Source organism: Shewanella marisflavi, from assembly GCF_002215585.1.
GTDB lineage: Bacteria > Pseudomonadota > Gammaproteobacteria > Enterobacterales > Shewanellaceae > Shewanella > Shewanella marisflavi.
This window is the reverse complement of record NZ_CP022272.1, coordinates 360,736-384,857: the sequence shown is the minus strand read 5'-3', so window position 1 is coordinate 384,857 and position 24,122 is coordinate 360,736. Positions and strand designations below refer to the sequence as shown.

The following is a 24,122-nucleotide window of genomic DNA, read 5'->3' as shown; positions in this document are numbered from 1 at the left end:
AGTTCCTAATGATTAATTAGAAACATCTTATTGTTATCATTGGCATTTTATTAACATTACTCCAAAATTACCGTGATTACTCACTCAAATCCCAGGCCAGGATTCCAGACGCCTGCCCAGAGTGTGAACTAGCGCCCAAATCCCCGCGTCCAAGTCTCAAGGCCAGAGCTACACCAGCTTGTGAATAAACACACGACGAGTCCAATAGAACAGCAAAAAGAACCAGGTTGCACAGGCTGTCAACAATAGTGGCAGGCTCCATTCATACTGAGCCAGCAGGCCTAAACTACCAAGTGGGGCACTACCGGCGAGCATATTGATAGCTCGGTAGAGATCGGTGGGATTCAACATAATCAGCAAATTCACCAGCCACTGACCCACATTACCGAGATCGGCTACCAAGAGGATCAACAACAGCAGATCATAGATAAGCACCAGCGCAAACCAGAGGGCTAACAAACTGCCTACGGCCCTGGCCTTCTCCGCCGACTTCAGACTGACCAAGTAGCTGATCAGAATGAAGATCACCGCCAGCAGACAGCTGCTGACGATCAGCAGTAAGAACGCCTGCAGAACCTCACTCCAGGCATCACCGCGCCCAAACAAGATCAGCATGGCGGCACTCGTCCCATAACTGCTGGCGATAGCAGTGAAGATCACCCCACAATGGGCCAGTAGTTTACCGGTGAGGATCTCTGACTTGCTTACCGGATAGGTAAGCAGCAGCTGGAGAGTGCCCGCCTCCTCCTCTCCTACGAAGGCATCATAACTGAGCAATATAGCCGCCAGAGGAATGATAAATACCGAGATAGTGGTCAAAGAGGCCACCACACTGTTCAAGCTTGGCAGCGACAAGGTGCCGCTCACGGCGCTGCCGGCAAAGGTCATGCAAAGGGCTAACAGCCAGAAGATGGCAAACACTACCATCACCCAGCGATTTCGTACGCTGTCCTTCATCTCCTTGGCAGCGATCACCCTGATGAGGCCCAAACCAAACCGCTTTGCTATCACCAACATCATAGGTCTCCCGGGGTAAGGCTCAGCCCCAGCTCACTCATGGCCTGCATCTGTACCATCTTGGCATGGTACACTTGGGCCAAATCCGGGCAATCTACTTTTACATCAAACAGTTGGCACTCTACGATCAAGTACTTCATCAACACCTCGCGTTGTGAGACGGGACAATACAAGCCTCCGTCTAAGTAAAATAATTGCAGTAAGGGGTGCGTCGCTACCAGACTGGACAGGGCCGGATGCTCCATACGTACGCCCAAATCGCAACTTGTCACTAGCTCATCGAGCGTACCGAAGGCCAGTCTCTTGCCTCTACCCAGCAATAGGGCCAGATCCAGCTGCTGCTCCACCAACTGTAACTCGTGGGTACACACAATTACCGTACAGCCCTGGGCCGTAAGCAGCTTAAGCTTGTGATAGATAAACTGTGATGCCTGGGGGTCCAGCCCCACTGTTGGCTCATCCAATAACAGTAGCTTAGGCTGCGCCAGAATCGCCTGAGCAAACCCTAGACGCTGCTTCATCCCTTTGGAGTAGCCCTTCACCGCCTTATGCTGGGCATAGGCCAGACCAAACTCTTCCAGCAGCGGGCCAACCATCCGTGCTGAGAGTCCCTTTAGCGCGGCGAAATAGCTCAGCACCTCATGGCCGGTTAACTTATCGTAGAAACTAATATTCTCTGGCAGGTAGCCTATGTCCGTCGCGACTCTCTTTGATGCTATGCCGCTTCCCAGCACGCTTACTTCCCCAATTGTGGGATGCAGCAGACCGAGAATCATCTTGATCAGCGTCGACTTGCCAGCACCGTTATGGCCCAGCAGCGCCATCAGCTTACCCTTTGGCAAAGAGAAGCTAAGAGCATTCAAGGCTCGTAGCTCATCGAAATAGTGACTCACCTGTTTAAAGGTCACCGCCGTCTGACTCATAGTGCCTCCCAAGCGGCAGGCGCAGCGTGACGTGGTGGCGTCATCACGGGATAGCTATCGACCACGCCAGCCGAATGCTCACCTTGCAACTGGCTATCCAGCCACTTCAATAATTTCACTATCGGACTTTCCATTAAAAATCTTGCCTCTGGATACAGCCAAAAGAGGCGATCCAAACTGTCGTTGGGCAGATGCAGGCTATCGCCTATGCCATCACCATCGAGATCCCAGCCTTGGTAGTCGCTCCAATAATTTCCCCGTCCCTGAAAACTCCACTCGACTCTCTGCTCGCCCACATAGCGCACTTGAGTAGCATTAGCCAAAAAATGGTTTTGATAAACAAAGTTATCCTCACCGCCCAGCGCCATCGCGATACCTATCTGACAGCCAGCAATATAGTTGCCGCTGATCTGATTGCGTTTCGCGCCATAAACAAACAATCCCTTCCCCTCGCTAAAGAGATCCCCCGCCACACTATTGGGCATCTGAGTCGCTTCAATCAGATTGGCCTGGATCTCGGCGTCATGAGTAAGATTGAGCAACACCCCAAACTCCAGGGCATCACGCACACGATTAAACACCAGTCGAATACCTTCCGAGTTCATCAGGGCGTAGCCACCACTAACCCGACTCGCCAGGTTGTCCATGGCCTCATCCTGCTTGGTATACATATAGTGCAGACCATACTGAAGCTCGGACAGGTGATTGCCATAGACGCGGCTACCAACGCCTGACTCTAAATAGATACCGTCACGCACATTGCGGATGCGATTGCCTTTGATGAGAGGAGCGTTCACCTTTAGCAGGTGAATGCCATCCCCCCTATCCAGCAAGAAGGATTCGGCCTCCCCCTGGATCTGATTGTCCTGCAGCTTAAGATTACTGACCTCACTGGCGTAGATGCCAAATCCGGGACCGCTCAACTCATTGGCGATAACGGCCACGTCGTTTGCACCGGGCAGCAAGCGAATGGCGGCGTCTTTCTGATAGAGATCCCGCCCCCAGTTGAGAATGCTCAGCTGGGTAATAGTCCCCCCCGCCGCGCTAACGACCAGCGCCGAACCTTCTCCCTGGGCATCGATAATAGCGCCGGATTCACCTCGCAGCGTCAGCGGCTTGTCGAGTTCGAAGCGGCCCAGATAACGCCCCGGCAGCAGTCGTATCTCACTATCCCTAGGCATGGTTTTCAATGCTGAGCGCAGCGCCTCACTATTTGCCACCCGGATCACCCGAGGCGCATCCGATGGCCACGCCAAAAGAGACACTGAACACAGCAGGCAGAAGAGGCACAAGCTTAAAATCTGTTCTGTCGTCAGCCATAGGCGTCGAGATAGCCCATGCGACAGGCGCAGGCTATTTTGCGGACAGTAACTCAAGGTTGATCTCGTCATATTCAAATACCGCGCCGCCATATTGGTCAGCAAAAGCCTCGGCCGCGGCAAGAGTAGAAAAAGGCGCTACGGCAACGCCCATCACCGCCTTGCGATTAGAGCCATAGACATACCAGGCCTGAGTCCCGTCGATGAAATGCTCATCCTCGGGATGCTGCCAATCGGTTGCGGCCATATCGTGCACCCAGAGGGCTTCAACCTGGCGGCGATTCTCGGGCTGCAAGGCAAACATAAACATATCCCGGGTCGAGCAGAACTTGGGCTGCATCTCCTTACCCTTAAGGTACAGACTGCCCTTAGGCCCCGGGTATTGCTTCACCATCATGCCGCACATGTGGCAGCGCTCATGATTACCTATCACTAAGCCATCATGGTTATGAGTGTCGATTTCGGCAGCGCCACACCCCGACATCAATAGGGTACAGATAAAGATAAAAATAACGGCTCTCATTGTGACTCCTATATCTGGGAATCAGCCCCTGTCACACAGGGGCCGATTGATGCGATCAGATGCCAAAGTTCTGACCAGCATAGAGGATAAACATCCGCAGACACATCATGCCGCTCACGGCGCACAGGCCTGAGAGGTAGAAGGCCTGGGCCGAATGGCTATAACGCTTACCAGTGGCAAAGTTCAGCAGCAAAGGGCCGCCGAATCCAACACCTACAACCCCTAGCCAGAAGACTATTGCCCAGCTGCCGGTTTGGAAGGCCTCAAAGGCGCTCTGGGCACCAGCGTTGCCTGTCACCAGCGACATGATGATCATGAAGAGGAACAAGGCTTCGGCAAACATGATTGGCCACTCGGCGCCATGCAAGATCTGCATATCGCTACTGTGCCTATCTTCCTTAAACAGCCCCACAGCCAGCATCTTGGCCGCCGCCGCACCGGCCGACAGACCGGAGGCCACAAACAAAGCCGGTAACACAGAAGTGTTGATGATGGGGAAGCGGATCAGCGCCGAGATCAAGAAGCCCGTGTAGGCACATACCGCTAGCGCCAACACCAGTACTACAGCCTCACTATGACGACGCCAGGGTTTGAGCCGGTCGACGAGGGGAACGAGCGCCGCCAATATTGGTAATCGCCTAATCTCCTCCTCAAGCGCGAAAAGGGCGATTAAGGCCACCAGCGGAATATAAGCGGACAGGGCGATCACCCCGACCGACATGACTGAGTTCAGGTTGTAATAGACCAGGATACGCCAGAAAAACAGCGGATTGGTCAGATCCAACACCAGACAGAGCATGCCCAAGGCGATGGTAATAAAGGCGATCAGCGCCGATGCCTTCAGGAAGGGAGTATTCTCGCTTTGCTGCTTATAAAAGCGGATAAACAGGGCGACGGATAACGCCCCCCCCGAGATACCTGCAAAGAACAGGTAAACGGCGATAGGCCAGGGCCAGGCGACCCCTTCCGAGAGGCCTATGGTAAATTCGAGTGTTCCGTCCATCTCTATACCCCCAACTTCACGATAGGTATGTAACGCAGGCTCGGTTCAGTCCCTAGATGGGCTTTGACCCGTACCGAATCCTTCACCGCAAGCAGGCGGCTCACATAGGAATTAGGATCGTTAGCGTCGCCAAAGATCAGGGCGTCGTAGCGACACTCCTGCACGCAGGCCGGCAATTCTCCCTTGGCCAACTTGCTCTGCAGGCAGAAGTCACAGTTATCGGCCACATCCGTCTCGCTATTGATATAGCGGGCGTTATAGGGACAGGCGGCGATACAGTATTTACAGCCAGCGCACTTGCTGGCATCCATGGTGACTATGCCTGTGTTGGGATCTCTATGGGCCGCACCTGTAGGACACACAGAAACACAGGGGGCGTTCTTGCATTGCTGACAGGAGACCCGCACATACTTGCGCTGACAGTCACAATCCGTCTTACCACAATGGGGGCAAGCCTGACCGGCAACGGCAGAGGACTGCTGCTCCAGTATCACCCGCGAACGTCCCTCAGGCAGGTTATTGGCCTTGTTACAGGCCTCCTTGCAGCCGCCACACCCCACACATTTGTTTTGATCGAACACCATCACATAGTGCGGCGATTCGGCTTGGTCAGTCTGCTCCTTAACGCTGCACCCCAAGGGCGCCAACATCAAAGAGCCGGCTCCTAAGCATTTCAGGAACCTCCGTCTCTCTATATTTTCACTCACAGCATCCTCCATCCGTCGGCACTCATGCCGACCTCATTGAATCTTTCATTTTGGTGACTTTTACTCAGATGCAGTCACGGTACGGTTAGCCATCTTCTGCTCAGCGTTGACAATCGCACTATTAATCGATGCTCGGTTTATGTTGGGGTTATCGCTGTCCAGTAACTGACGCCAATAGACGATCGCTTGTTGAAAATCCCTATTCAAATAAGCGTGGGTCGCCAAAAGCAGCAGTGACTGCACTTCCTTAGGATCGAGCGCCAGTGCCTGAGATATCGCAAGGGAGACCTCCAGACTCATGGCGCGGTTATCACGGTAATAGAGCGCCGTCGCCTTCATGCCATACAGCTCGGCATCGGGTGCTATGACCAGTAATTTATCTAGCGCATCTACCGCCTCGCCGTAGCGGCCGCCTTCGGCATAGGCATTGGCCAGATTGAGCAAGGCCAGCCTATCTAAGGGGGTATCATTCAAGATGCGCGCATTCTTGTTGATGTCGGCGGCGATCAAATAATCTATGTTTTCGTCTATCTGGCCTGTATGCCAGTCGTTAAAACGACCCAGTTGGCCATAGAGGGTGAGTGGTATCAGCAGTAGCATGCCTGTCACCACAATAGGTGTCAGGGTCTGCTTCCTAGCAGGGATGGTCGCATCGCCAGCCTGTGCGTTAGCCTCTTGAATGAAATAGTGGCGCCAAATGGGCACAATAAAACAGACCAGAGTTACCGCCATGACGAACACTAAACTATTCATAACAAGCACCTACTGCCGATAACCTAAACTAGTGACCCATACCCATCATGCCGCCCATGCCCATACCGCTCAGGCCCATGCCGTGGGCGTTTTCGCCAGGGGCTTCCACCTTAAGCAGTTCGACATCGAAAATCAGGGTAGAGCCTGGCGGGATCACACCTACCAGCTCCTTGCCATAGGCAAGTTCGGCAGGAATTGTCAGGCGATAGGTAGAGCCCACATTCATCAAAGCAATCCCCTCTTTCCAGCCGTCGATCACCGACAACAGAGCGAAACGATTGGGCTCGTCCCGCTCGTATGAGTTATCAAATTCGGTGCCATCGAGCAGCTTACCTACATAGTGCACGGTGACGACATCGGACTCGACCGGCTTAGGGCCTTCACCCTGCTTGATCACCTCATACTGCAGGCCCGACTCAGTCACTTTAACCCCAGCCTTGGCTTGATTGGCCGCCAGATAGGCTTGCCCCTCGGCCAGATGCTTGCTGGCCAAGGCTTCGAGTCTGGCGGCCTTGGCATTGTTGAGCCACTCGGCCCGGGCATTAAGATGGGTCAGTATCTCTTCGTTAGACATCTTGCCTTCACCCTTGAGGGCATCAATAACCCCCTGGATCACTGTCTCTACCTTGACTTCAGCACCTAGGTCTATCTGGTTATAGATCTTGCCGGAGATGTAATGACCGACAGATGCACCTAATGCATAGGAGGCATCTTCAACCTCCTGGGACGACTCGCTAGCCACGGCAAAGAATGACCAGGTGCAGGCCAGGGCTAAGGTGGTGACACGACAAGATTTCAGTAGATTCGCTTTCATATTCACACTCTCAATCATCTATTGCTCAAAATGTCTTTTGTTCAAAATGCCTATCGCTCAAAATATTAGGCAAGACGCTGTTTATTATGGTTTTTCAATGGTTCTACCCGACAGGCGCCAGCCATAGATCCCATCGTGCATCTGCATCACATTGGTGTAGCCCAGCTTCATCACCTGATGGGCCGCGATTTCGCTGGCATTGCAGAGGCGATTGGCACAGTAAAACACCATGCGCGCCGCCTTATTCTCAGGCAGCAAGGTTTTCCAGTTATCGACATTGAAGTAGACGGCCCCTGGGATATACCCCTCAGCCCACAGTTCCAAGGTGTTGACGTCAAAGAAATAGACATCTCCCTGCGCCAGCAAGGCTTCTGCCTGTGCTAGGCTAATGGTATGCAGGCTATGCTCGTACCTGTGAGCCGGTGCCATTTCGGCGCCGCCGCCCGCGATGCTACATAGCGGGGTCAGACCCAGCAGCAGGGCCAGTGACACTCCTAGTTTCGATTTCATCTTCTCTCTCCCCTGATACTCGGCGCCTGGCGAGGCGCCGAGTGGTTAGTGAATCACCGAAAAATCAATCTCATCGGTGTTAGAGACTTAGTGAGCCTTGGCCGAATAGCCGCTGCCATCTAAGATCTTCTGCGCCTGAGTCACATAAGTGAGAGCCGCATCAAGGCGTTTCTGGCTGTAACGGAAGCCATGGACCCCCCAAGAACCGTCTTGCTTGATCAGATCAACAGTGGACTGGGCCTTTTCTGCCAGCATCAGCACCTGAGTCTTGTCTTCGGTGGACAACTTAGTGACCTCAAGCAACTGGTCGATACGCACCAGCGCCTGCTCTACCTGACCAAAGACCTCTTTGATCGGCTTCTGCCACTTCATCACTTCGCCGTAGATCTCAAGTTGATCCTTGTAGTGCAAGCCTGTCTCGAGTTCAGACTGGAACTGGCTATGACAACCCTTGTTTTCCACCACGTCGTGATCTGAGATTGAGGTGCGAGCACAAGACCACATGAGATCCAGGTAGGTACGACCCTCTTCGTTCTTGGCCACTGTCCAGCCCTTGGCCCCCTTAGGTCCTTGGATTCTTGGCTGACCTTCCGGCGGATTGAGTGTCTTACGCTCAGGGTCGACGTCGATCTTCCACATATGCGACTTACGCACCGCATCGAAGCCGGCCTGATCGGGGAACTGCATTGCCTTGAAGTTTTCACAACTACCCATGTTAGGCATGTGACAGCTCTGACAGGTCTGATTAGCGTGGGTGTCTGTGTTGCTGGCAATCACAGTCTGCGCCTCGTGGCAGTCCTTACAGTCTTTCTTCAACTTAGGCTTGGTGATACCCGACATCCAGGTACCGTCGGTGACCTCGTGCGGATCGTGACAGGTAGTACAACGCATCCCTTTTTCATAGTGCGCAGAGCCATACATCTGCGAACCTTCGGTCCCACAAGAAGGACAGAGCGACTTCATCTTCACGCCAAAGGCCAACTCTGGTTTTTCCTGGGCAGCCGGGGTCTCGGCCATGACTGGGTCATACTGGAAACGTTGGTGACAGCGTTCGCAATTAGACTGCATGCCTCCGGTACCGCCATCTAAGTGACCGCCAGCGCCGTGACACTCTTCACAGGCAATCCCTTTGCTGATGGTGTGTTCCTGTAGCTTCTTAGGATCACCTAGGGCGTCGAAATATTCCTGCTTGGTCTTAAAGTCGAACTTAAAGGTATGGCAAACCTCACAGTAAGAGCTGGCGGGTTGGAACAGCATCTCCTTACGATACTTGGCACCGTAGGAGCTCATGCCCCACTGGTGAGAACCCGAACCGCCATAGGCTTCCAGTGTGGTTGGGAATTCAGGGATCACGGCATTGATCTTCTTGGCCATCTCAGGCGTAAGCCACTCGGCCCACCCCCGCGAGAACTGGTTAGCACCGGCGACCATCTTGCCCGTACCATCCTTTAGCAAACCACCCTCGATATGGTAAGAACCACGCACCAACCAAGCATCGATAAAACCATACTTGGTTCTGGGGGTACCTACGGTCGCATAGATCACATCCGGCGTGATGCCGTCGGGTAGAATTGATGTGTCCTTAGTGCCGTACATTGTCTTGTTGAGATCGTTATCTACCTCAGGGTGATCCCCTGGGAAACGAATCGTCTTGGCATGGCGAGAACGGCTCCACTTCTCATACTGAGTCGCGTGACATTCGGCGCACTTTTCTGGGCCTACGAAGTTGTTGGGATAGTCCAGAATCGACTTGGCCCCCAGCCTGTACTGTACTGCCCTGGGTTTGCCCGCCTTCTTGCTGTAATCCGGGCTGTGACCCGTATCCAGATACTCTTCCCCCCGGTCACTAATGTGATAGTCGCCTACCAAATTGCCCGCTTCCTGATATTTGAACATAGGGTGGTTTTCAAACAGGAAATCAAACAACTCGGCTTCTTGAACAATATAGTCTTGAAGGGTTTTGACACCATTAACTTGTTCCGTGCCCTGATAGTTTGCTATCGCCTCTTTGGCGGTCTTGCCCATCTCGGGCACGCTGTTGTATTTACCACCAGCGGCATTCACATTGGCAATGGCACCGAAACAAAATAGCGCACTTAAGGCTACCTTGTGTTTCCATCGTCTCATCATTCACTCCTAAATATTTTTAGTTTTATCTGTTTATGTTTAATTCCAAATCAGCTCATCCTTTTCGCTGGCGGGAATTAATTGGAATAAACCTAATCGTTAACCGAACGACTTATACAACTGAGCAATTTCAGTATTCTTCACAGACAAAAGAGAAAAAAATTGAGCTGGCGCACAGGGAAATCTTCATGAGTTATGATTAGATGTAAAACCATATAAAACATAGACTTAATCATCTCGCCAATGTGATTTTTTAGTTTTAAAACAGGGATTTTTAGATCTCAAAAAAGCTCAAGCGGCTTTTTGAATTATGAAAAATATTGAGAGGAAAAACAGGTAAAAAAGACCCTGCGATAGCTCACAGAATCCGCCCACAAGTTCGCCTAAGGTGAAGCCAAAACAGAAACAGAACAAACTTATCCATCAGAAATGAGTTGATGAGTAAGTTGGATCCATTGGCTGAAGGCGAGACCATGACCGCAGAAATTGGCTTACTACTTCTTATTATCTCCTTAACCCTGAATTTTCTCACGGCCATGAGCCCCGTCATGCTTGCCTGCCGCGCCAGACTAACGCTGGAAAGCTACCAGCCTCTCTTTATTAAGCTAAACGCCCTGGCACTGTTGGCTAGCCTATTTATGTTGATATGCCTGTTTCTCAATAACGATTTTTCCGTAAGCTATGTGGCAAACAACTCTAATACGCAGCTGGCCAGCCTTTACAAGATCGCCGCCGTCTGGGGCGGCCATGAAGGCTCCATGCTATTTTGGATAACCGCCATCAGCATCTGGAGTTGTGTGATCAGCCTAAAGGTCTGCAACACTGGGCCATTTTTTCACTACTTCTACGCCGTCCTTGGAGCCATCCAGGCCGGACTAATCGCATTTTTGCTTATAGGCTCAAACCCATTCGCCAGACTCTTACCTGGCATCCCAGTAGAGGGGCGCGATCTCAACCCCATATTGCAAGATATAGGTCTTATCCTGCATCCGCCGCTACTATTTATCGGTTATGTGGGACTGGCGGTTTGTTTCGCCGCGGCCATCGCTGCCCTACTGGATGACAGTCAACCCTTGAAGCACCACTGCAAGCAGATGCGCCCCTGGGCAATACTGGCCTGGACCATGTTGACCGGCGGCAATGCCTTTGGATCCTGGTGGGCTTACAACGAACTGGGTTGGGGTGGGTGGTGGTTTTGGGATCCAGTTGAGAATGCCTCCTTTATTCCCTGGCTGGTTGCCACGGCACTGATGCACTCATTAATCTTGGGCGCGCGACGAGACAAGTTTCATGGTACTAGCCTGTTTCTGGCGATATTAGGCTTTAGCCTCTGTCTGCTGGGGACCTTCTTGGTACGCTCTGGCGTGGTGCAGTCGGTACATGCCTTTGCCGCCGACCCCCTACGCGGCGGCGCCATGTTAACTCTGTTCGCTCTGGTCTCTATCTGCGGATTTACCTTGCTGCTTCACCAGCTGCCCCGCCTGACCAGAGAGATAAACATTAACGCGCTGAGCCGGGAAAGTTTGATGCAGCTGGGCAATCTCCTGTTGCTGGTTGCCGCGATATCCGTCTTACTGGGCACCTGTTATCCACTCCTCTATGAGGTAATCACCCAACAGAGCATCTCTGTAGGTGCCCCCTACTTTAATAGCCTCTTCATTCCGCTGACCTGGCTTATTAGTCTGCTGATGGGCGCTGCGCCTCTAATGCGTTGGCAAGAGCCTACCCTAGGACTTCTGAGACAATTAGCACTGCTCGCATTTGTCAGCCTGCTTGTGAGCCTCGCCCTTAACTATCTTTTGCTGACAGATTTTGCCGCTCACTTTCTGTTTGGCAGTTTCGCCAGCCTCTGGCTGTTCGGCTGTACGGGCCTCTACCTACATAGACGTCTAAGCGTACTCACAGCCACTAGCGGTAACAGGCGCAGCTACGCCATGTGCTTTGCTCACCTAGGGGTTGCCCTAAGCATACTGGGCGCCACCTGCTCCAGCTATTTTCAGCAGGAGGAGCTGCTCAGGATGGGGCCGGGCCAAGGCAAAGAGGTGGCGGGCTATACCTTTATCTACCACGCAACAGAAACGGTTTCACACACAAGTTACAGTGCGCTCCAAGCCAAGATAGAGGTAAGAGACAGACTCGACCAGCATCTGGCCTACCTCTATCCCCAGCGCCAAACCTTTAACAGCAACGCCATGCAGATATCTGCCGCCGGGATCCATCGCAGCCTATTTGCCGATCTCTACATCTCCATGGGCAATCGACTAAGCGAAGAGGAGTTTCTAATCCGCATCAGCTACAAACCCTTGATTGGCTGGATATGGATAGGTGCCCTTATCATGATGTTTGCAGGCTTAAGCCTGCTACTGCCGCACAAGGCTCGTCAATTATCACGAACCCACTCACCCCAACTGGCGGCGAAAGGAGTCTGATGATGTCAAGAATAAATATGTTACTGCTCCTTGTGATCGCGCTAACCAATCTCCTTGGCGCCACTCAGGCACGAGTACCAGCTGAAGAGGCAACATCTTGGAACACGCCCGCACAGCTCAAGCGACAAGCGATTGCGATTGCAGCCGTCTTGCGCTGCCCCATGGCCACCAATCAAAGCCTGCAGGACTCACAAAGCCCAATCGCCAATGAGCTTAAAGCGGAGATCTATCTGCAGCTGGAGCAGGGCAAGACGCCCGATGAAATTATCGACTTCATGGTGGCCCGTTATGGCGAACGTATTCGCTATATGCCTAACCTAAGTATCGGTACAGCCCTCCTCTTTTTTGCGCCGCTAGGCCTGCTCGGTGTCGTTATTTTGTGGTATCTCAGGCAGGTTCGCAGACGCGCTCCGATTCACAGCCTCCAGGAACAATGACCATGAAAAAACGACTGCTTCCCCTGCTCGCTATCACTCTAACAGCACTGGCCCTAATGACACCGACAAGCAGCGCACTTGCCGTCATGCCAAGCGCCAAGGTGTATGACACAGGCGAAAACTTACCCAAGCCAATGATTATGTCGCGCTTCGTGGAGATGACCAGCGCCCGTAAAGTCGACGAGGCCACATTCGAGAGTCTGAGTGGTGATCAGGTCAAATTGAGCGACTACCGGGGCAAGCTCGTCTTAATCAATCTATGGGCAACCTGGTGCGCTCCCTGCATCAAGGAGATCCCCATGATGGATAAGATAAGACAGGATAATCTCGACAAAGATCTGGTGGTACTGCCTTTGTCCATCGATGAGGCCCACGATGAGGTGGGAGCCTTCCTAGCTCGACACCAGCTAACGGGTTACCCCACGCTGATCGATCCCCAGAAGCAGGTGGAAAAGATGCTACCCGCCAACATAGTCCCAGCCACTTACGCCTTCGATGGCGAAGGCAATTTGATAGGTTTTCTAAGAGGCTATCTGGACTGGGGCGACAAGGCGGTACAACCCTATCTGGAACAGCTCACCGCCAAATATGCCAAGCCGAACAAAGCTAAAAGCATTCATTAAGCAATGGCGCCCTTAAGCGCCGCCAACCATCACTTTATTGCTCCCGCCCGGCACTATGCCAGTAATTTCACCGGGCGGATTTTTTTGTCCCGACGCCAAGGGCTAATTTAAACCACGGCCTCCATGCCTTCATTCTCCTCTAGTCGTTCAATCTTGAAATCATAATAGGCATACGCCGCGCTGATAAAGGGACAGACTAAGTTAAAGAAGGCAAAGGGCAGATAGGCGATGGTCGCAACCCCTAGGGTGCTCGCCATGTAGGCACCGCAGGTATTCCAAGGTACCAAAGGGCTGGTGATGGTGGCCGAGTCTTCCAGAGCCCGGCTCAGGTTAACCGGCGCCAGACCATGCTTCTCATACTCGACCTTGAGCATACGACCCGGCAGCAAGATAGCGATAAACTGATCACCTGTGATCAGGTTCGCGCCGATACAGCTGGCCAAGGTAGTAATAATCAGACTACCGCTGGATTTTACTAAGCCTAATACCCCTTGCAGTAGACGCTGTAACAGACCGGTTTTTTCCATCACGCCACCAAAGGCCATGGCGCAGAGTATCAACCAGACGGTATTGACCATACTGCTCATGCCGCCACGGCTCAGCAGACTATCGAGCGTCTTATCTCCCGTATCGGCGGTATAGCCATCAAACATAGCCACCCATATGCCTTTTACTAATGCGACCATAGTGGGCAGGCTGTCATCGTTGACAAACTTGATCACTCCATCGAACTGAAACAGTGCCGCGCAGATGGCACCGGCCAAAGTCCCCAAGATAACTGTCGGAAAAGCGGGCAACTTCTTGTAGGCCAACACTAAGACCACCAGCAAGGGCAGTAGCAGATGCAGGCCAGGATTATACTGAGCTTCGATGCGCGACATGGTCGCGGCCAGATCCGTCACTGCGCCGCTACTGTCACTGTTAAGACCGATAAACAGGAAGCCTATCAATGCCAACAATATGCTGGGCGTAGTGGTCCACACCATATGCCGAATATGGCTAAACAACTCAGTGCCAGCAACGGCTGGTGCCAGGTTAGTGGTGTCAGACATGGGCGACATCTTGTCACCAAAATAGGCACCACTGATAATCGCCCCTGCGGTGATCTCGACGCTGAGCCCCATGGCACCAGCCACACCAATTAAGGCGATACCTAAGGTACCGGCCACCGTCCAGGAACTACCTATACTCAGGGCCACCACGGCGCACAGTAGGCAGGAAGCGGCATAGAAATACTCTGGGTTTAAGATCTTCATGCCATAGAAGATCATGGTGGGCACAGTACCCGATAAGATCCAGGTACCGATCAGCGAGCCGACCGAGAACAGGATCAACAGGGCGCCGGTGGCTAAGGAGACACTCTTAACGATACCCGCTTCCATCTCCTTCCAGCTGTAGCCATTTTTCACCCCGATAACCAAGGTAATACAGGCTGCCATGATGAGGGCTATCTGGTTGGCGCCGTAGGAGCTGTCAGACGAGAACAGATACACAGACGCGGTGAGCATGCACACTAAGGCGATGATGGGGATCAAGGCATCGAGAAGCGTCGGCTGCTTGTGTTTACCTGTGGGAGCGTTACTCGCATCTCTGCCATGAGAGCCTGGCGACTGCTGATGAGAAGTCATGGTTAGTCCTTATTATAATTATGGTTTTTCCCAATTTTTCACCCCAGGTGTAAATAAGCCAAAGCGGTGTATTCACCACAGGGGCCGAACATAGTTACACATTTTTAACAATTCAGTCCAGACCACAAAGGGCGTTTACTCAGGCTTTAACACAGAGATTAAGCATAAGCGAGCGTAACCATTCATCTCATCAGTTAATTACAGGCTAGTTATGCAGGAAAACCACATATCTCTCTATTTCAGCACAAGGTAAAAAACTTCACGCCCTTGCACCTGTTGCTCACTGGACATCACCTTTCAATTGGCCGCCCATTAAATTAAAATTGCCGCCACTCAAACTGACACTTAAGGCCCAGCGATGAAACTGACCGCACTCGATCAGCCCCTATACGACCACCTTTACCGCGACATTCACCAGTTCCGCGCAACGTTCGATCTGCCTATCGAAGATGCAAGCACTCTGGATGAACAGGCCGATACACTGCACACCTCGCTCGCCATCGAAGAATTGACCGAACTGGCCGAAGCCGACTGCCGCGTTGAACAGGCTGACGCGATTGTCGATTCGGTTTATGTACTCATGGGCCGCCTGGTGCATCTCGGTGCCAAGCAAGTTAATGATCGCCTGGAGATCAGCTATGTGATCGATCTCCTGCTCCACGTGGCCAAGAATCGTGACATCGACTTCATCCGTTGTTGGGACGAGGTGCACTCGAGCAACATGAGTAAGGTTTGCCGTAACGAGCAAGAGCTGGAAGAGACTATCGCTCACTACGCCAAGCAGGGAGTAGAGATTGTCGGCAGCCGCAAGGGCGATTTCATCATCGCCAAATGTGCTAAGGATGTGGAGATGGCCGGTAAAGTCGTGCGCCAGGGTAAGGTGCTCAAATCTGTCTACTACCGCCCTGCCGACCTTAGCAAACTGGTGAGCAACACATAAACCTAGCGTGAGGCGTCGGCAACTGCCGAAGCCTCAATCTGCCCAAGTTAATAGCTTGTTGTTAATTGCATGAAATACAATAATTTGCATTACAAAGGTGTGAACCCTAGCAGCAAGCTTATCTCCTTGGCGTGATCCAGTTAACAGCTAGCCGCATTGATGCTACTCTCGGTGCCACTTAGATGATTGAATAGAGACAAGATGAATTTGATTATCGATTCTGGTTTTTGTCTACTGGCCTGAGGTACTATCTATGACCAAAAATATTAAAGCATTACTTGCCACTACAGCGCTATTCTTTAGCACTCAGGCACTGGCAAATAATGGCTGTGCATTCGATGAAAAGCAGGAAGGCTTTATCGCCACCTGCAGTGAGGAGAAACAGGAAGTGATACTAACCGGCGAAGTTCAAGCCCAAACCTTAGTCACTGAACTAGAAGATTTCGTTCAAGGCTACGCTGAGTATCAGGTCGACACTAAGGCGATCGAACCACTAAAGCAGCTGCAAACACCAACTGAGATTGTGGTCATCATAGGTACCTGGTGCCCAGATTGTCACCGAGAAACCCCACGCTTTATCCGCATCATTGAAGCGCTTAACAACCCTAACATCAAGGTGAGTTACATTGGGGTAGACCGTAAGAAGCAAGACCCTGAAGGTCTGGCGGCCAAGTATGACTTTACCCGCATTCCAACCTTCATCGTTAAGCAAGATGGCAAAGAGATTGGCCGCATCGTTGAACGTCCGGAGATCTCTTTAGAAGTGGATTTAGCGAAGATCCTTAAGTAATCCCGCTTCATGACATAAAAAAGGCCGCAAATGCGGCCTTTTTGCTATCCATAACGATTAGAAATCGTAACGTATTGATGCACGAACATACCTTGGGCTCTGGAAGCTATCGGCATAACCGTAGCGAATGTTCTTATCGCCACTGTCGAGTTCATACTGCTCATCCACACCGGTAATACCATCGAAGTTGAACAGGTTATACACATTCAACTTGAAGTTCAGGCGTCCCGCAGTTTCAAAGTCCATGGTGTAAGACAGGTTAAGATCTATGTTGTAGACCCAATCTGTGCGTCCCATGCTGCCACGCGGTGCCGCTACACCATCAGCATAGAAAGATGACGCGCCGTACCAGTCACGACCATAACAGGTGCCATCGATGGCAATCGCCTGCACACAATAACCTTGATCCGCTGGATGCACACCAAAGGCATTGATTGGACGGCCAGATTGCAGGTAAGAGTTAAAACCAACACTCAAGTCATCTGTGATGTGATACACACCGTAGAGCTTAAAGTTATGACGTCTGTCGTTTGGCAAATAACCTTCACCGTTATCCATCAACTCAGGGTAATCGAAAGAGGTCGTCCAACCCGGATCCGCCTGCTCGTTATCTGAACGCACCAGACCTTCTGTGTTACCTTCACTCTTAGACCAGGTATATGAACCGTTCAGGGTAAAGTCTTCGGTCACGTTACCGCTAAAGCTAAGCTCAATCGCCTTGTAGGTGCGAGTCGCCTCTGGGAAGCCCATCTGATCTGCGGTTACATTAACTGTTTCTTTAACGCCGTCACCATCCACATCATAATTGATCTCAGTGCCGATGCCGGGGTTAGTGAGCGTCGGGAACCAACCACCAACGAAGTAGTCTTCGGCGCGGGTCTCACCATTACCTGCATACCAAGAAGAATCATAGTTTTCCTTGATCCACTGGTTCATCCCGTAGTTAAAGGAGACATCTTCAATCGACTGCTTCAGGTCGCGATAGACACCGCGGATCCCCACGGCCCAGTCATCGTTAAGCTGCTGCTGGAAACCCAGGGCAAACTCATCCGAATACATAGACCCCGCCTTGTTGTTAAACAACTGGTCGGCATCGGGTACAGTGCCGTCGGCCACCACGCGGCGAGAGATCTCATCACCTAAGATCGGCGAACCATCGGCATTTACGCCGTTAAGATGACTCACGATATGTGAATCGTAGGCAGCAGACGCCATACGTAGGTTAGTGTTAGGCGATACAGGCTGGAAGTATCGACCATATGAGGCATACAGCTTACTTGAGCCGTCACCCACCACATCCCAGGTCACACCCAGACGCGGTGCAAATTGGCCATCTAGGTCAACATACTTCTCGCCAGAACCGGTAGTATTGCTGAACTCGCTATAACGCACACCAAGGTTCACTGTCACCGTATCGGTTGCCATCCAGGTGTCTGACACATAGAGGGCGGTGTGTACGTTTTCAGTCTCACTTGCCTTACCCCAGATACGCAGATCCGCGTATTCTGTCCCTTCGGCTAAGCCATAGGCGTTATCGGCACCTGCGGTGTAATACTCATACCAACCGTCGCCGTTCGGTGTATAGAAATCGGCGATCTCTAAACGCTCGTAGTCATAACCTGCACGCAGGGTATGGTCTCCGACCACCCAGTCAAGATCGATACGATAAGTGATTCGCTTATCTTCGGTTTCAGAGGAACCATAACCCACCCAGTCACCAAGACGCTGATAGCTGCCAGAGCGGTAATCTTCATAGGTTGATTGATCCAGCGTGCCTGAGTTGTCCTTGGTCGATTGTGTGATCTCACCATACATGGCCGATAAGGTCACATCGTCACTGAGATAACCCGTGTATTGCGCGTTCCAGCCGATGCCTCCGTAGGTGCTTTCGGTCAGACCAATCGCTTCTCCGCGGCTACCATCTTCTGCGCGGCGATACTGAGTACTGGCATAATCCCCTTCGTTACTAAAAGCCATCACACCAAGGGAGTGATCTTCATGGATAAACCAATCGACCTTAGTAAACCAGCGGTTGGTATCCCACTCTTTATCACGCAGCGTGGTCTCACTATAGGCTGTCTCTTCCTCACCATAGGGATTCCACAGGCCGTAGAAAAACAACTTATCCTCAACAATCGCACCTGACGCCCAAAGGTTATATTCGGTTTCCTGCCAATAGGCATCAGATACCTTTTCTATGCTACCGTCATCTTTCATACGTGGCATAGGCTCGGCCAGAGCATCTGGGGCAATTTCGGCCTTGGCACCAAACGTCCACTCATTGTCACCCGACTTAGACACCAAGTTGACTACACCACCGATGAATCGGCCATATTCTGCCGACACACCACCGGTTTGTACCTCAGTTTGCGCAATAGCTTCCCAAGGCAGATCGATATCGCCCATGCCCTTACGCAGATCGGTAATGTTTAAACCATTCAAGTAGTAGCCATTCTCCGCCACCGACGAACCGGCAATGGCCACGCCGCCAAAACCGTTATCACCCGCTACCGCACCTGGGGTTAAGAGGGCAATTGAGGTTGAGTCTAACTCAACTGGCAGTTGATTCAGCTCCTCGATTGAGATCACCTGAGAGTTGGTGGTGCTTGAGGTATCCACACGGCTAATACGTGCACCTGTGACCGCGATGCGCTCCACTTCACTGTTCTGTGCATCTAGCGCCACATCAAAGGTCAGGGCATTACCCACAGTCACAGCCACATGCTGCTCTTGTACCTGGTAGAAGCCATCTTTAACAATAGTGATGGTGTAATTACCAATTGGCAGGCCTTTCAATGAGAAACTACCATTGGCGCCTGTGGTCGTCTCCTTCACTATCCCTTTGCTTTCGTGTCTGATGATCACCTTGGCATTGTTGACATCGGCGCCAACAGAACTGGTGATATGCCCTTTGATCGTACCGAAGCCATCGGCCGCCATAACTGCAGGCGTAGATAGCATTAGCACCGAGCCTACAGCGATTGCCGCTAGGGTCATTCTCGGCGCAAAACGCTTACTCGCGTTACTTCCTGACATAAGTTTTATCTCCCTTCTCTTTATTATTTTGCAGACGTCCAAGGCAATTAATTGTGGGGTTTATGGGTACAGTCCCTGAACGCAACAAAAACATAACACAGAATACATATTTTATACAATCTCCAATATACAAATGTATTTAGAGAAAGTAATCGGCAAGATAGAGAGAGAAAAAATTAATATAAGTGGCTGAAAATTAATATTTTACTGGATAACGATGGGGGGATATACGGCGAAAGTAAGATCACCAAGGTTTAAACAGATGTCAGGAATTGTCGAATAAAACTTAATGCGCTGCCTGCACGCGCTGGGCAAGTTGATGTAACACACCTTCTCTTAGCGCGCCGCCAGAGAGATTTAACGACTGAATGTCGAGCAGGTTAAATAGGGCTGACAAGATGGCAAGTCCAGCGGCAAAAGTGGGAGCCCGTTCGCTATGCAGGCCGCGAATGTCGCGCATGCTGACATCGGTTTGCGCTAATACCTCTTCCCTGAGCTGACCTAGCACCTGGGGAGTAATGGTGGCTGACAAGCCACGATCATTAAGCAGTTCAACCACAGATTGTACCGTGCCTGAGGCACCTACGACACCATGCCAGCCATAATCGGTCAGTTGCTTACGATAGTCACCCAACGCCGCTTCGACCTGGCCTTGCGCCGCATCGAAATCCAGTTGCTGAAAGGGAAAGCTGTTGAAAAACTTGTCATTAAAGGTGACACAGCCCATGGGCAGACTGGTCTTTAGCAGCACCTTACTGCCATCACCTATGATGAACTCAGTACTGGCACCGCCGATATCGATCACTAAACGTCGCCCCTCCCCCTGGGTGGTGGCAACCATCCCCTGGTAGATAAGCTCTGCTTCGCGCAGACCAGAAATGATCTCTATAGGTTGACCGAGTATAGGTAATGCAGCATCGCAAAAGGCTTCTGCGTTGCTAATACTGCGCAGGGTAGCCGTAGCGATAACGGCAATATTGTCTCGACTGACACCTTCATGATCTAGCATCTGCGAGAACATCTGCAGACAATCCAGACCACGTTCAAACACCTCGGGGCATAGCACGCCGTCGGCACCTATGCCTTCGGCAAGGCGCACCTTACGCTTATACTTGGCCACTACTTTTGGCTTGCCGGCATGAGTTTTCGCCACCAGCATATTGAAACTATTCGAGCCTAATGTAATGGCCGCATATAAGGAGCTGACGCAGTTGTGCTTCATTAACTGTGTCTACGCGTCCTATCATGGCGTCTTGGGCGTGCGCCCGGACGACCACCTTGGGGTTTACCGCTACCAGAGCGCCCGGCAGGACGTGGGGCATGCTTACGATGAATGCGCACCGGTGGTGGAATATCATCGAGCAGCGCCTCGCTGTCGTAGTTGGTCACAGGAATGCTATGTTGAATATAACTCTCGATAGCCGGCAGGTTGAGGGCGTACTCTTCACAAGCGAAACTGATAGAGACCCCTTTTTGACCTGCACGTCCGGTACGACCGATACGGTGTACATAATCTTCGCAATCATCTGGAAGATCATAGTTGTAAACGTGCGACACATCAGAAATATGTAATCCACGCGCCGCAACATCGGTTGCCACTAAGATATCTAAGTCGCCAGAGGTGAACTGCTCAAGAATGCGAATACGCTTCTTCTGTGGCACATCACCAGTAAGCAAACCAACGCGATGACCGTCACCTTCTAGATGCGCCCATAGATTTTCGCAGCTGTGCTTAGTGTTAGAGAATACAATCGCTTTTTCAGGCCAATCTTCTTCAATCAAGGTCAGCAGCAAGCGCATCTTCTCTTCCTGTGAAGGATAGAAGATCTCTTCAGTAATATTTTTCGAGGTTTTTTCGCTTGGGGCAATTTCCACTTTCTCAGGATCATTCATATGATCATAAGCCAGCTCCTGCACCTTCATCGATAAAGTTGCCGAGAACAACATGTTCAAACGCGCATTGGCATCTGGCATGCGTCTGAAAAGGAAGCGAATATCTTTGATAAAGCCAAGATCGAACATGCGATCGGCCTCATCTAATACCACTGCCTGAATGGTATTGAGGTTAATGACACCCTGGCGCACGTAATCTATGATACGTCCCGTGGTACCAATCAAGATATCAACGCCTTTATCTAACACCTTGCGCTGCACATCGTAGCTCTCGCCACCATAGACAATACCCACCTTAAGGCCGGTATGTTTTGCCAGTAAATTAGCGTCCTTGGCGATCTGAATGGCCAGTTCGCGAGTCGGCGCCATCACTATGGCTCTAGGCTGATTAGTTTGACGTCCCTCAGGGATCGGAGTGGTTAGCAGATGATTGAAAGTGGCGACCAGAAAAGCCAGAGTTTTACCTGTACCTGTCTGTGCTTGACCTGCGATATCTTTATGCTGGAGTAAAATCGGTAATGATAATGCCTGGATAGGCGTGCAATATTCAAAGCCGCTTTCGATTAGTGCCTGTTGTATCTCTGGATGTAGAGAAAAGTCGGCAAACTTTTGATTTGTTAAATGTGTTTCGCTCATAGCGCAAGCATACCAGTTAGGGTTGCAATAAGGAACTCGATCGTTTGAAATAACGGCTAATAAAAAAAGACCGTTGAAAGCCGCGAATAACTCTTGAAAAGCGAATTTCAGACCCAATATACAGCTTAAGCCATTAACAAACCAGCAATGGCAACCTAACTGGAGAACATCATGAGCGATAAAATTATTACCTTAAGCGACGACAGCTTTGAAAACGACGTTTTAAAATCAGACCTCCCAGTCCTTGTTGATTTCTGGGCTGAATGGTGTGGCCCTTGTAAAATGATTGCGCCAATCCTAGATGACGTTGCAGACGAGTACGCAGGCAAGGTAACTATCGCTAAGCTAAACGTGGATCAAAACAACGCTTCACCAGCTAAATACGGTGTACGTGGTATCCCAACACTGCTTATCTTCAAAAACGGTGAGCTGGCCGACACTAAAGTGGGCGCGCTTTCTAAGACTCAACTGAAAGAGTTCATCGACGCACAACTATAATGCCTCGACCACTATGACATTTTTGTCATAGAAAGTGATTCTCGACACAGCTTAGCCAAGTAATTGTGTCGAGGGTCGCTAAATTTCTAGACGCCTCGCTTCGATAGTGCTACTTTAATAACCAGAAACTTTCTCATTAACCACACCTCGCTATTTCGATTAATATCCAAACAACTTTAATTGCTATTAGTCTATAGATAGCTTTGTCTCGCAATATACAAGACCCACCACAATGAATTTATCAGAATTAAAAGAGAAGTCGATTTCGGACCTGGTCATCCTGGCTCAGGAAATGAAAATCGATAACATGGCCCGAGCCCGCAAACAGGACATTATTTTCGCAATCCTTAAAGCCCACGCCAAAAGCGGTGAAGATATTTTCGGTGGCGGGGTATTAGAAATCCTGCAAGACGGTTTTGGTTTCCTGCGAAGTGCAGACGGTTCTTACCTAGCGGGACCAGATGATATTTATGTTTCACCGAGTCAGATTCGCCGCTTCAACATGCGCACCGGTGATACCATTTTCGGTAAAATCCGTCCCCCTAAAGAAGGCGAGCGATATTTCGCACTACTGAAAGTCAACGAAGTTAACTTCGACAAACCCGAAAACTCCCGCAGCAAAATCCTCTTCGAAAACTTAACCCCACTTCATGCAGAAGAACGTATCCGTATGGAACGTGGTAACGGTTCAACCGAAGATATTACCGCCCGTATTCTCGACCTCTGTTCACCTATAGGTAAGGGACAGCGTGGCCTAATCGTCGCGCCACCAAAGGCCGGTAAGACCCTGCTGCTACAAAACATTGCTCAAAGCATCACCTACAACAACCCAGAAGTTGTGCTCATGGTGTTGCTGATCGACGAACGTCCTGAAGAAGTGACCGAGATGCAGCGTCTGGTGAAAGGTGAAGTTGTTGCCTCAACCTTCGACGAGCCTGCAAGCCGTCACGTACAGGTTGCCGAAATGGTAATCGAGAAGGCCAAGCGTCTAGTTGAACACAAGAAAGATGTGGTGATCCTGCTGGACTCTATTACCCGTCTGGCGCGTGCCTACAACACAGTGATCCCTTCATCTGGTAAGGTTCTTACCGGTGGTGTGGATGCTAACGCCCTACATCGTCCTAAGCGCTTCTTCGGCGCAGCACGTAACATCGAGCACGGCGGCAGCTTAACCATTATCGCCACCGCACTGGTTGATACAGGCTCTAAGATGGATGAAGTGATCTACGAAGAGTTTAAGGGTACCGGTAACCAGGAACTTCACCTGTCTCGTAAGGCCGCCGAAAAGCGTGTCTTCCCGGCCATCGACTTCAACCGCTCAGGTACACGTCGCGAAGAGAAGCTGACCACACCGGAAGAGCTTCAGAAGATGTGGATCCTGCGTAAGATCCTCAATCCTATGGATGAAGTCAGCGGCATGGAATTCCTCATCGACAAACTAGCCATGACCAAGACCAATGAAGAGTTCTTTACCGCGATGAAACGCGCGAAGTCATAAAGACATATTCAGAATAAA

21 protein-coding genes are annotated in these 24,122 nt (G+C 51.1%); 7 read left to right on the top strand and 14 right to left on the bottom strand.

All coding sequences use genetic code 11. The annotated features are described in order from the left end of the window. Positions 1-168: 168 nt before the first annotated feature. The 10 genes from CFF01_RS01765 to CFF01_RS01720 form a co-directional block, all read right to left on the bottom strand. Positions 169-1,020 carry an ABC transporter permease gene (locus tag CFF01_RS01765; RefSeq protein ID WP_088903649.1) on the bottom strand — a complete coding sequence of 284 codons (852 nt, stop codon included), beginning with the start codon at positions 1,018-1,020 and terminating at the stop codon, positions 169-171. Then, on the bottom strand, positions 1,017-1,940 hold the full coding sequence (locus CFF01_RS01760; RefSeq protein WP_088903648.1) for an ABC transporter ATP-binding protein: 924 nt from the start codon (positions 1,938-1,940) through the stop codon (positions 1,017-1,019). Before CFF01_RS01760 ends, CFF01_RS01765 begins: the two co-directional genes overlap by 4 nt. Further along, a complete protein-coding gene (gene nosD, locus CFF01_RS01755; protein WP_232479489.1) occupies positions 1,937-3,160 on the bottom strand; it encodes a nitrous oxide reductase family maturation protein NosD in 1,224 nt (407 codons plus the stop codon). Before nosD ends, CFF01_RS01760 begins: the two co-directional genes overlap by 4 nt. 133 nt (positions 3,161-3,293) lie before the next feature. Further along, entirely contained in the window at positions 3,294-3,782 is a 489-nt protein-coding gene (locus CFF01_RS01750) for a nitrous oxide reductase accessory protein NosL (RefSeq protein ID WP_088903646.1), read from the bottom strand. 55 nt (positions 3,783-3,837) lie between these two features. Further along, complete coding sequence (gene nrfD, locus CFF01_RS01745; protein WP_088903645.1) at positions 3,838-4,785, bottom strand: NrfD/PsrC family molybdoenzyme membrane anchor subunit; 948 nt, start codon at positions 4,783-4,785, stop codon at positions 3,838-3,840. 2 nt (positions 4,786-4,787) lie between these two features. Continuing rightward, the gene (locus CFF01_RS01740) at positions 4,788-5,492 is read right to left on the bottom strand and encodes a 4Fe-4S dicluster domain-containing protein (RefSeq protein ID WP_088905845.1); all 705 of its coding nucleotides are present in this window, start codon (positions 5,490-5,492) and stop codon (positions 4,788-4,790) included. 60 nt (positions 5,493-5,552) lie between these two features. Next, the gene (locus CFF01_RS01735) at positions 5,553-6,245 is read right to left on the bottom strand and encodes a tetratricopeptide repeat protein (RefSeq protein ID WP_088903644.1); all 693 of its coding nucleotides are present in this window, start codon (positions 6,243-6,245) and stop codon (positions 5,553-5,555) included. 28 nt (positions 6,246-6,273) lie between these two features. Further along, complete coding sequence (locus tag CFF01_RS01730) at positions 6,274-7,059, bottom strand: FKBP-type peptidyl-prolyl cis-trans isomerase (protein ID WP_232479488.1); 786 nt, start codon at positions 7,057-7,059, stop codon at positions 6,274-6,276. Between the two features lie 84 nt (positions 7,060-7,143). Beyond that, the gene (locus CFF01_RS01725) at positions 7,144-7,569 is read right to left on the bottom strand and encodes a rhodanese-like domain-containing protein (RefSeq protein WP_088903642.1); all 426 of its coding nucleotides are present in this window, start codon (positions 7,567-7,569) and stop codon (positions 7,144-7,146) included. Positions 7,570-7,656: 87 nt separating this feature from the next. Beyond that, complete coding sequence (locus tag CFF01_RS01720) at positions 7,657-9,696, bottom strand: cytochrome c3 family protein (protein ID WP_088903641.1); 2,040 nt, start codon at positions 9,694-9,696, stop codon at positions 7,657-7,659. 437 nt (positions 9,697-10,133) lie between these two features. Between CFF01_RS01720 and CFF01_RS01715 the strand changes: the two genes are divergently transcribed. From CFF01_RS01715 to CFF01_RS01705, 3 genes are read left to right on the top strand one after another with little or no spacing between them, the layout of a single operon-like run. Beyond that, entirely contained in the window at positions 10,134-12,125 is a 1,992-nt protein-coding gene (locus tag CFF01_RS01715; RefSeq protein ID WP_088903640.1) for a heme lyase CcmF/NrfE family subunit, read from the top strand. Further along, positions 12,125-12,562, top strand: coding sequence for a cytochrome c-type biogenesis protein (locus CFF01_RS01710; protein ID WP_088903639.1), 438 nt, complete (start codon positions 12,125-12,127; stop codon positions 12,560-12,562). Before CFF01_RS01715 ends, CFF01_RS01710 begins: the two co-directional genes overlap by 1 nt. 2 nt (positions 12,563-12,564) lie before the next feature. Then, positions 12,565-13,185, top strand: coding sequence for a TlpA family protein disulfide reductase (locus tag CFF01_RS01705; protein WP_088903638.1), 621 nt, complete (start codon positions 12,565-12,567; stop codon positions 13,183-13,185). A gap of 107 nt (positions 13,186-13,292) precedes the next feature. Here the strand turns inward: CFF01_RS01705 and nhaC are convergent, their stop codons facing one another. Then, a complete protein-coding gene (gene nhaC, locus CFF01_RS01700) occupies positions 13,293-14,813 on the bottom strand; it encodes a Na+/H+ antiporter NhaC (RefSeq protein ID WP_088903637.1) in 1,521 nt (506 codons plus the stop codon). 358 nt (positions 14,814-15,171) lie between these two features. Here nhaC and CFF01_RS01695 point away from each other — a divergent pair, with 358 nt between their 5' ends. Further along, the gene (locus CFF01_RS01695) at positions 15,172-15,753 is read left to right on the top strand and encodes a nucleoside triphosphate pyrophosphohydrolase family protein (RefSeq protein ID WP_088903636.1); all 582 of its coding nucleotides are present in this window, start codon (positions 15,172-15,174) and stop codon (positions 15,751-15,753) included. Between the two features lie 253 nt (positions 15,754-16,006). Next, entirely contained in the window at positions 16,007-16,543 is a 537-nt protein-coding gene (locus tag CFF01_RS01690) for a thioredoxin family protein (RefSeq protein ID WP_033539095.1), read from the top strand. Between the two features lie 57 nt (positions 16,544-16,600). Here the strand turns inward: CFF01_RS01690 and CFF01_RS01685 are convergent, their stop codons facing one another. From CFF01_RS01685 to rhlB, 3 genes are all read right to left on the bottom strand, one after another. Beyond that, a complete protein-coding gene (locus CFF01_RS01685) occupies positions 16,601-19,579 on the bottom strand; it encodes a TonB-dependent receptor (RefSeq protein WP_033539096.1) in 2,979 nt (992 codons plus the stop codon). A 286-nt stretch (positions 19,580-19,865) separates the two neighbouring features. Continuing rightward, positions 19,866-20,801: a Ppx/GppA phosphatase family protein gene (locus CFF01_RS01680; protein ID WP_088903635.1), complete on the bottom strand. Its 936-nt coding sequence runs from the start codon at positions 20,799-20,801 to the stop codon at positions 19,866-19,868. Next, the gene (rhlB, locus tag CFF01_RS01675) at positions 20,801-22,108 is read right to left on the bottom strand and encodes an ATP-dependent RNA helicase RhlB (RefSeq protein ID WP_033539132.1); all 1,308 of its coding nucleotides are present in this window, start codon (positions 22,106-22,108) and stop codon (positions 20,801-20,803) included. The genes CFF01_RS01680 and rhlB overlap by 1 nt, the downstream gene beginning before the upstream one ends. Before the next feature lie 171 nt (positions 22,109-22,279). Between rhlB and trxA the strand changes: the two genes are divergently transcribed. Together trxA and rho are read left to right on the top strand one after the other, a co-directional pair. After that, the gene (gene trxA / locus CFF01_RS01670) at positions 22,280-22,606 is read left to right on the top strand and encodes a thioredoxin TrxA (RefSeq protein ID WP_088903634.1); all 327 of its coding nucleotides are present in this window, start codon (positions 22,280-22,282) and stop codon (positions 22,604-22,606) included. 232 nt (positions 22,607-22,838) lie between these two features. Beyond that, a complete protein-coding gene (gene rho / locus CFF01_RS01665; protein WP_033539099.1) occupies positions 22,839-24,104 on the top strand; it encodes a transcription termination factor Rho in 1,266 nt (421 codons plus the stop codon). The last annotated feature ends 18 nt before the right edge of the window (positions 24,105-24,122 follow it).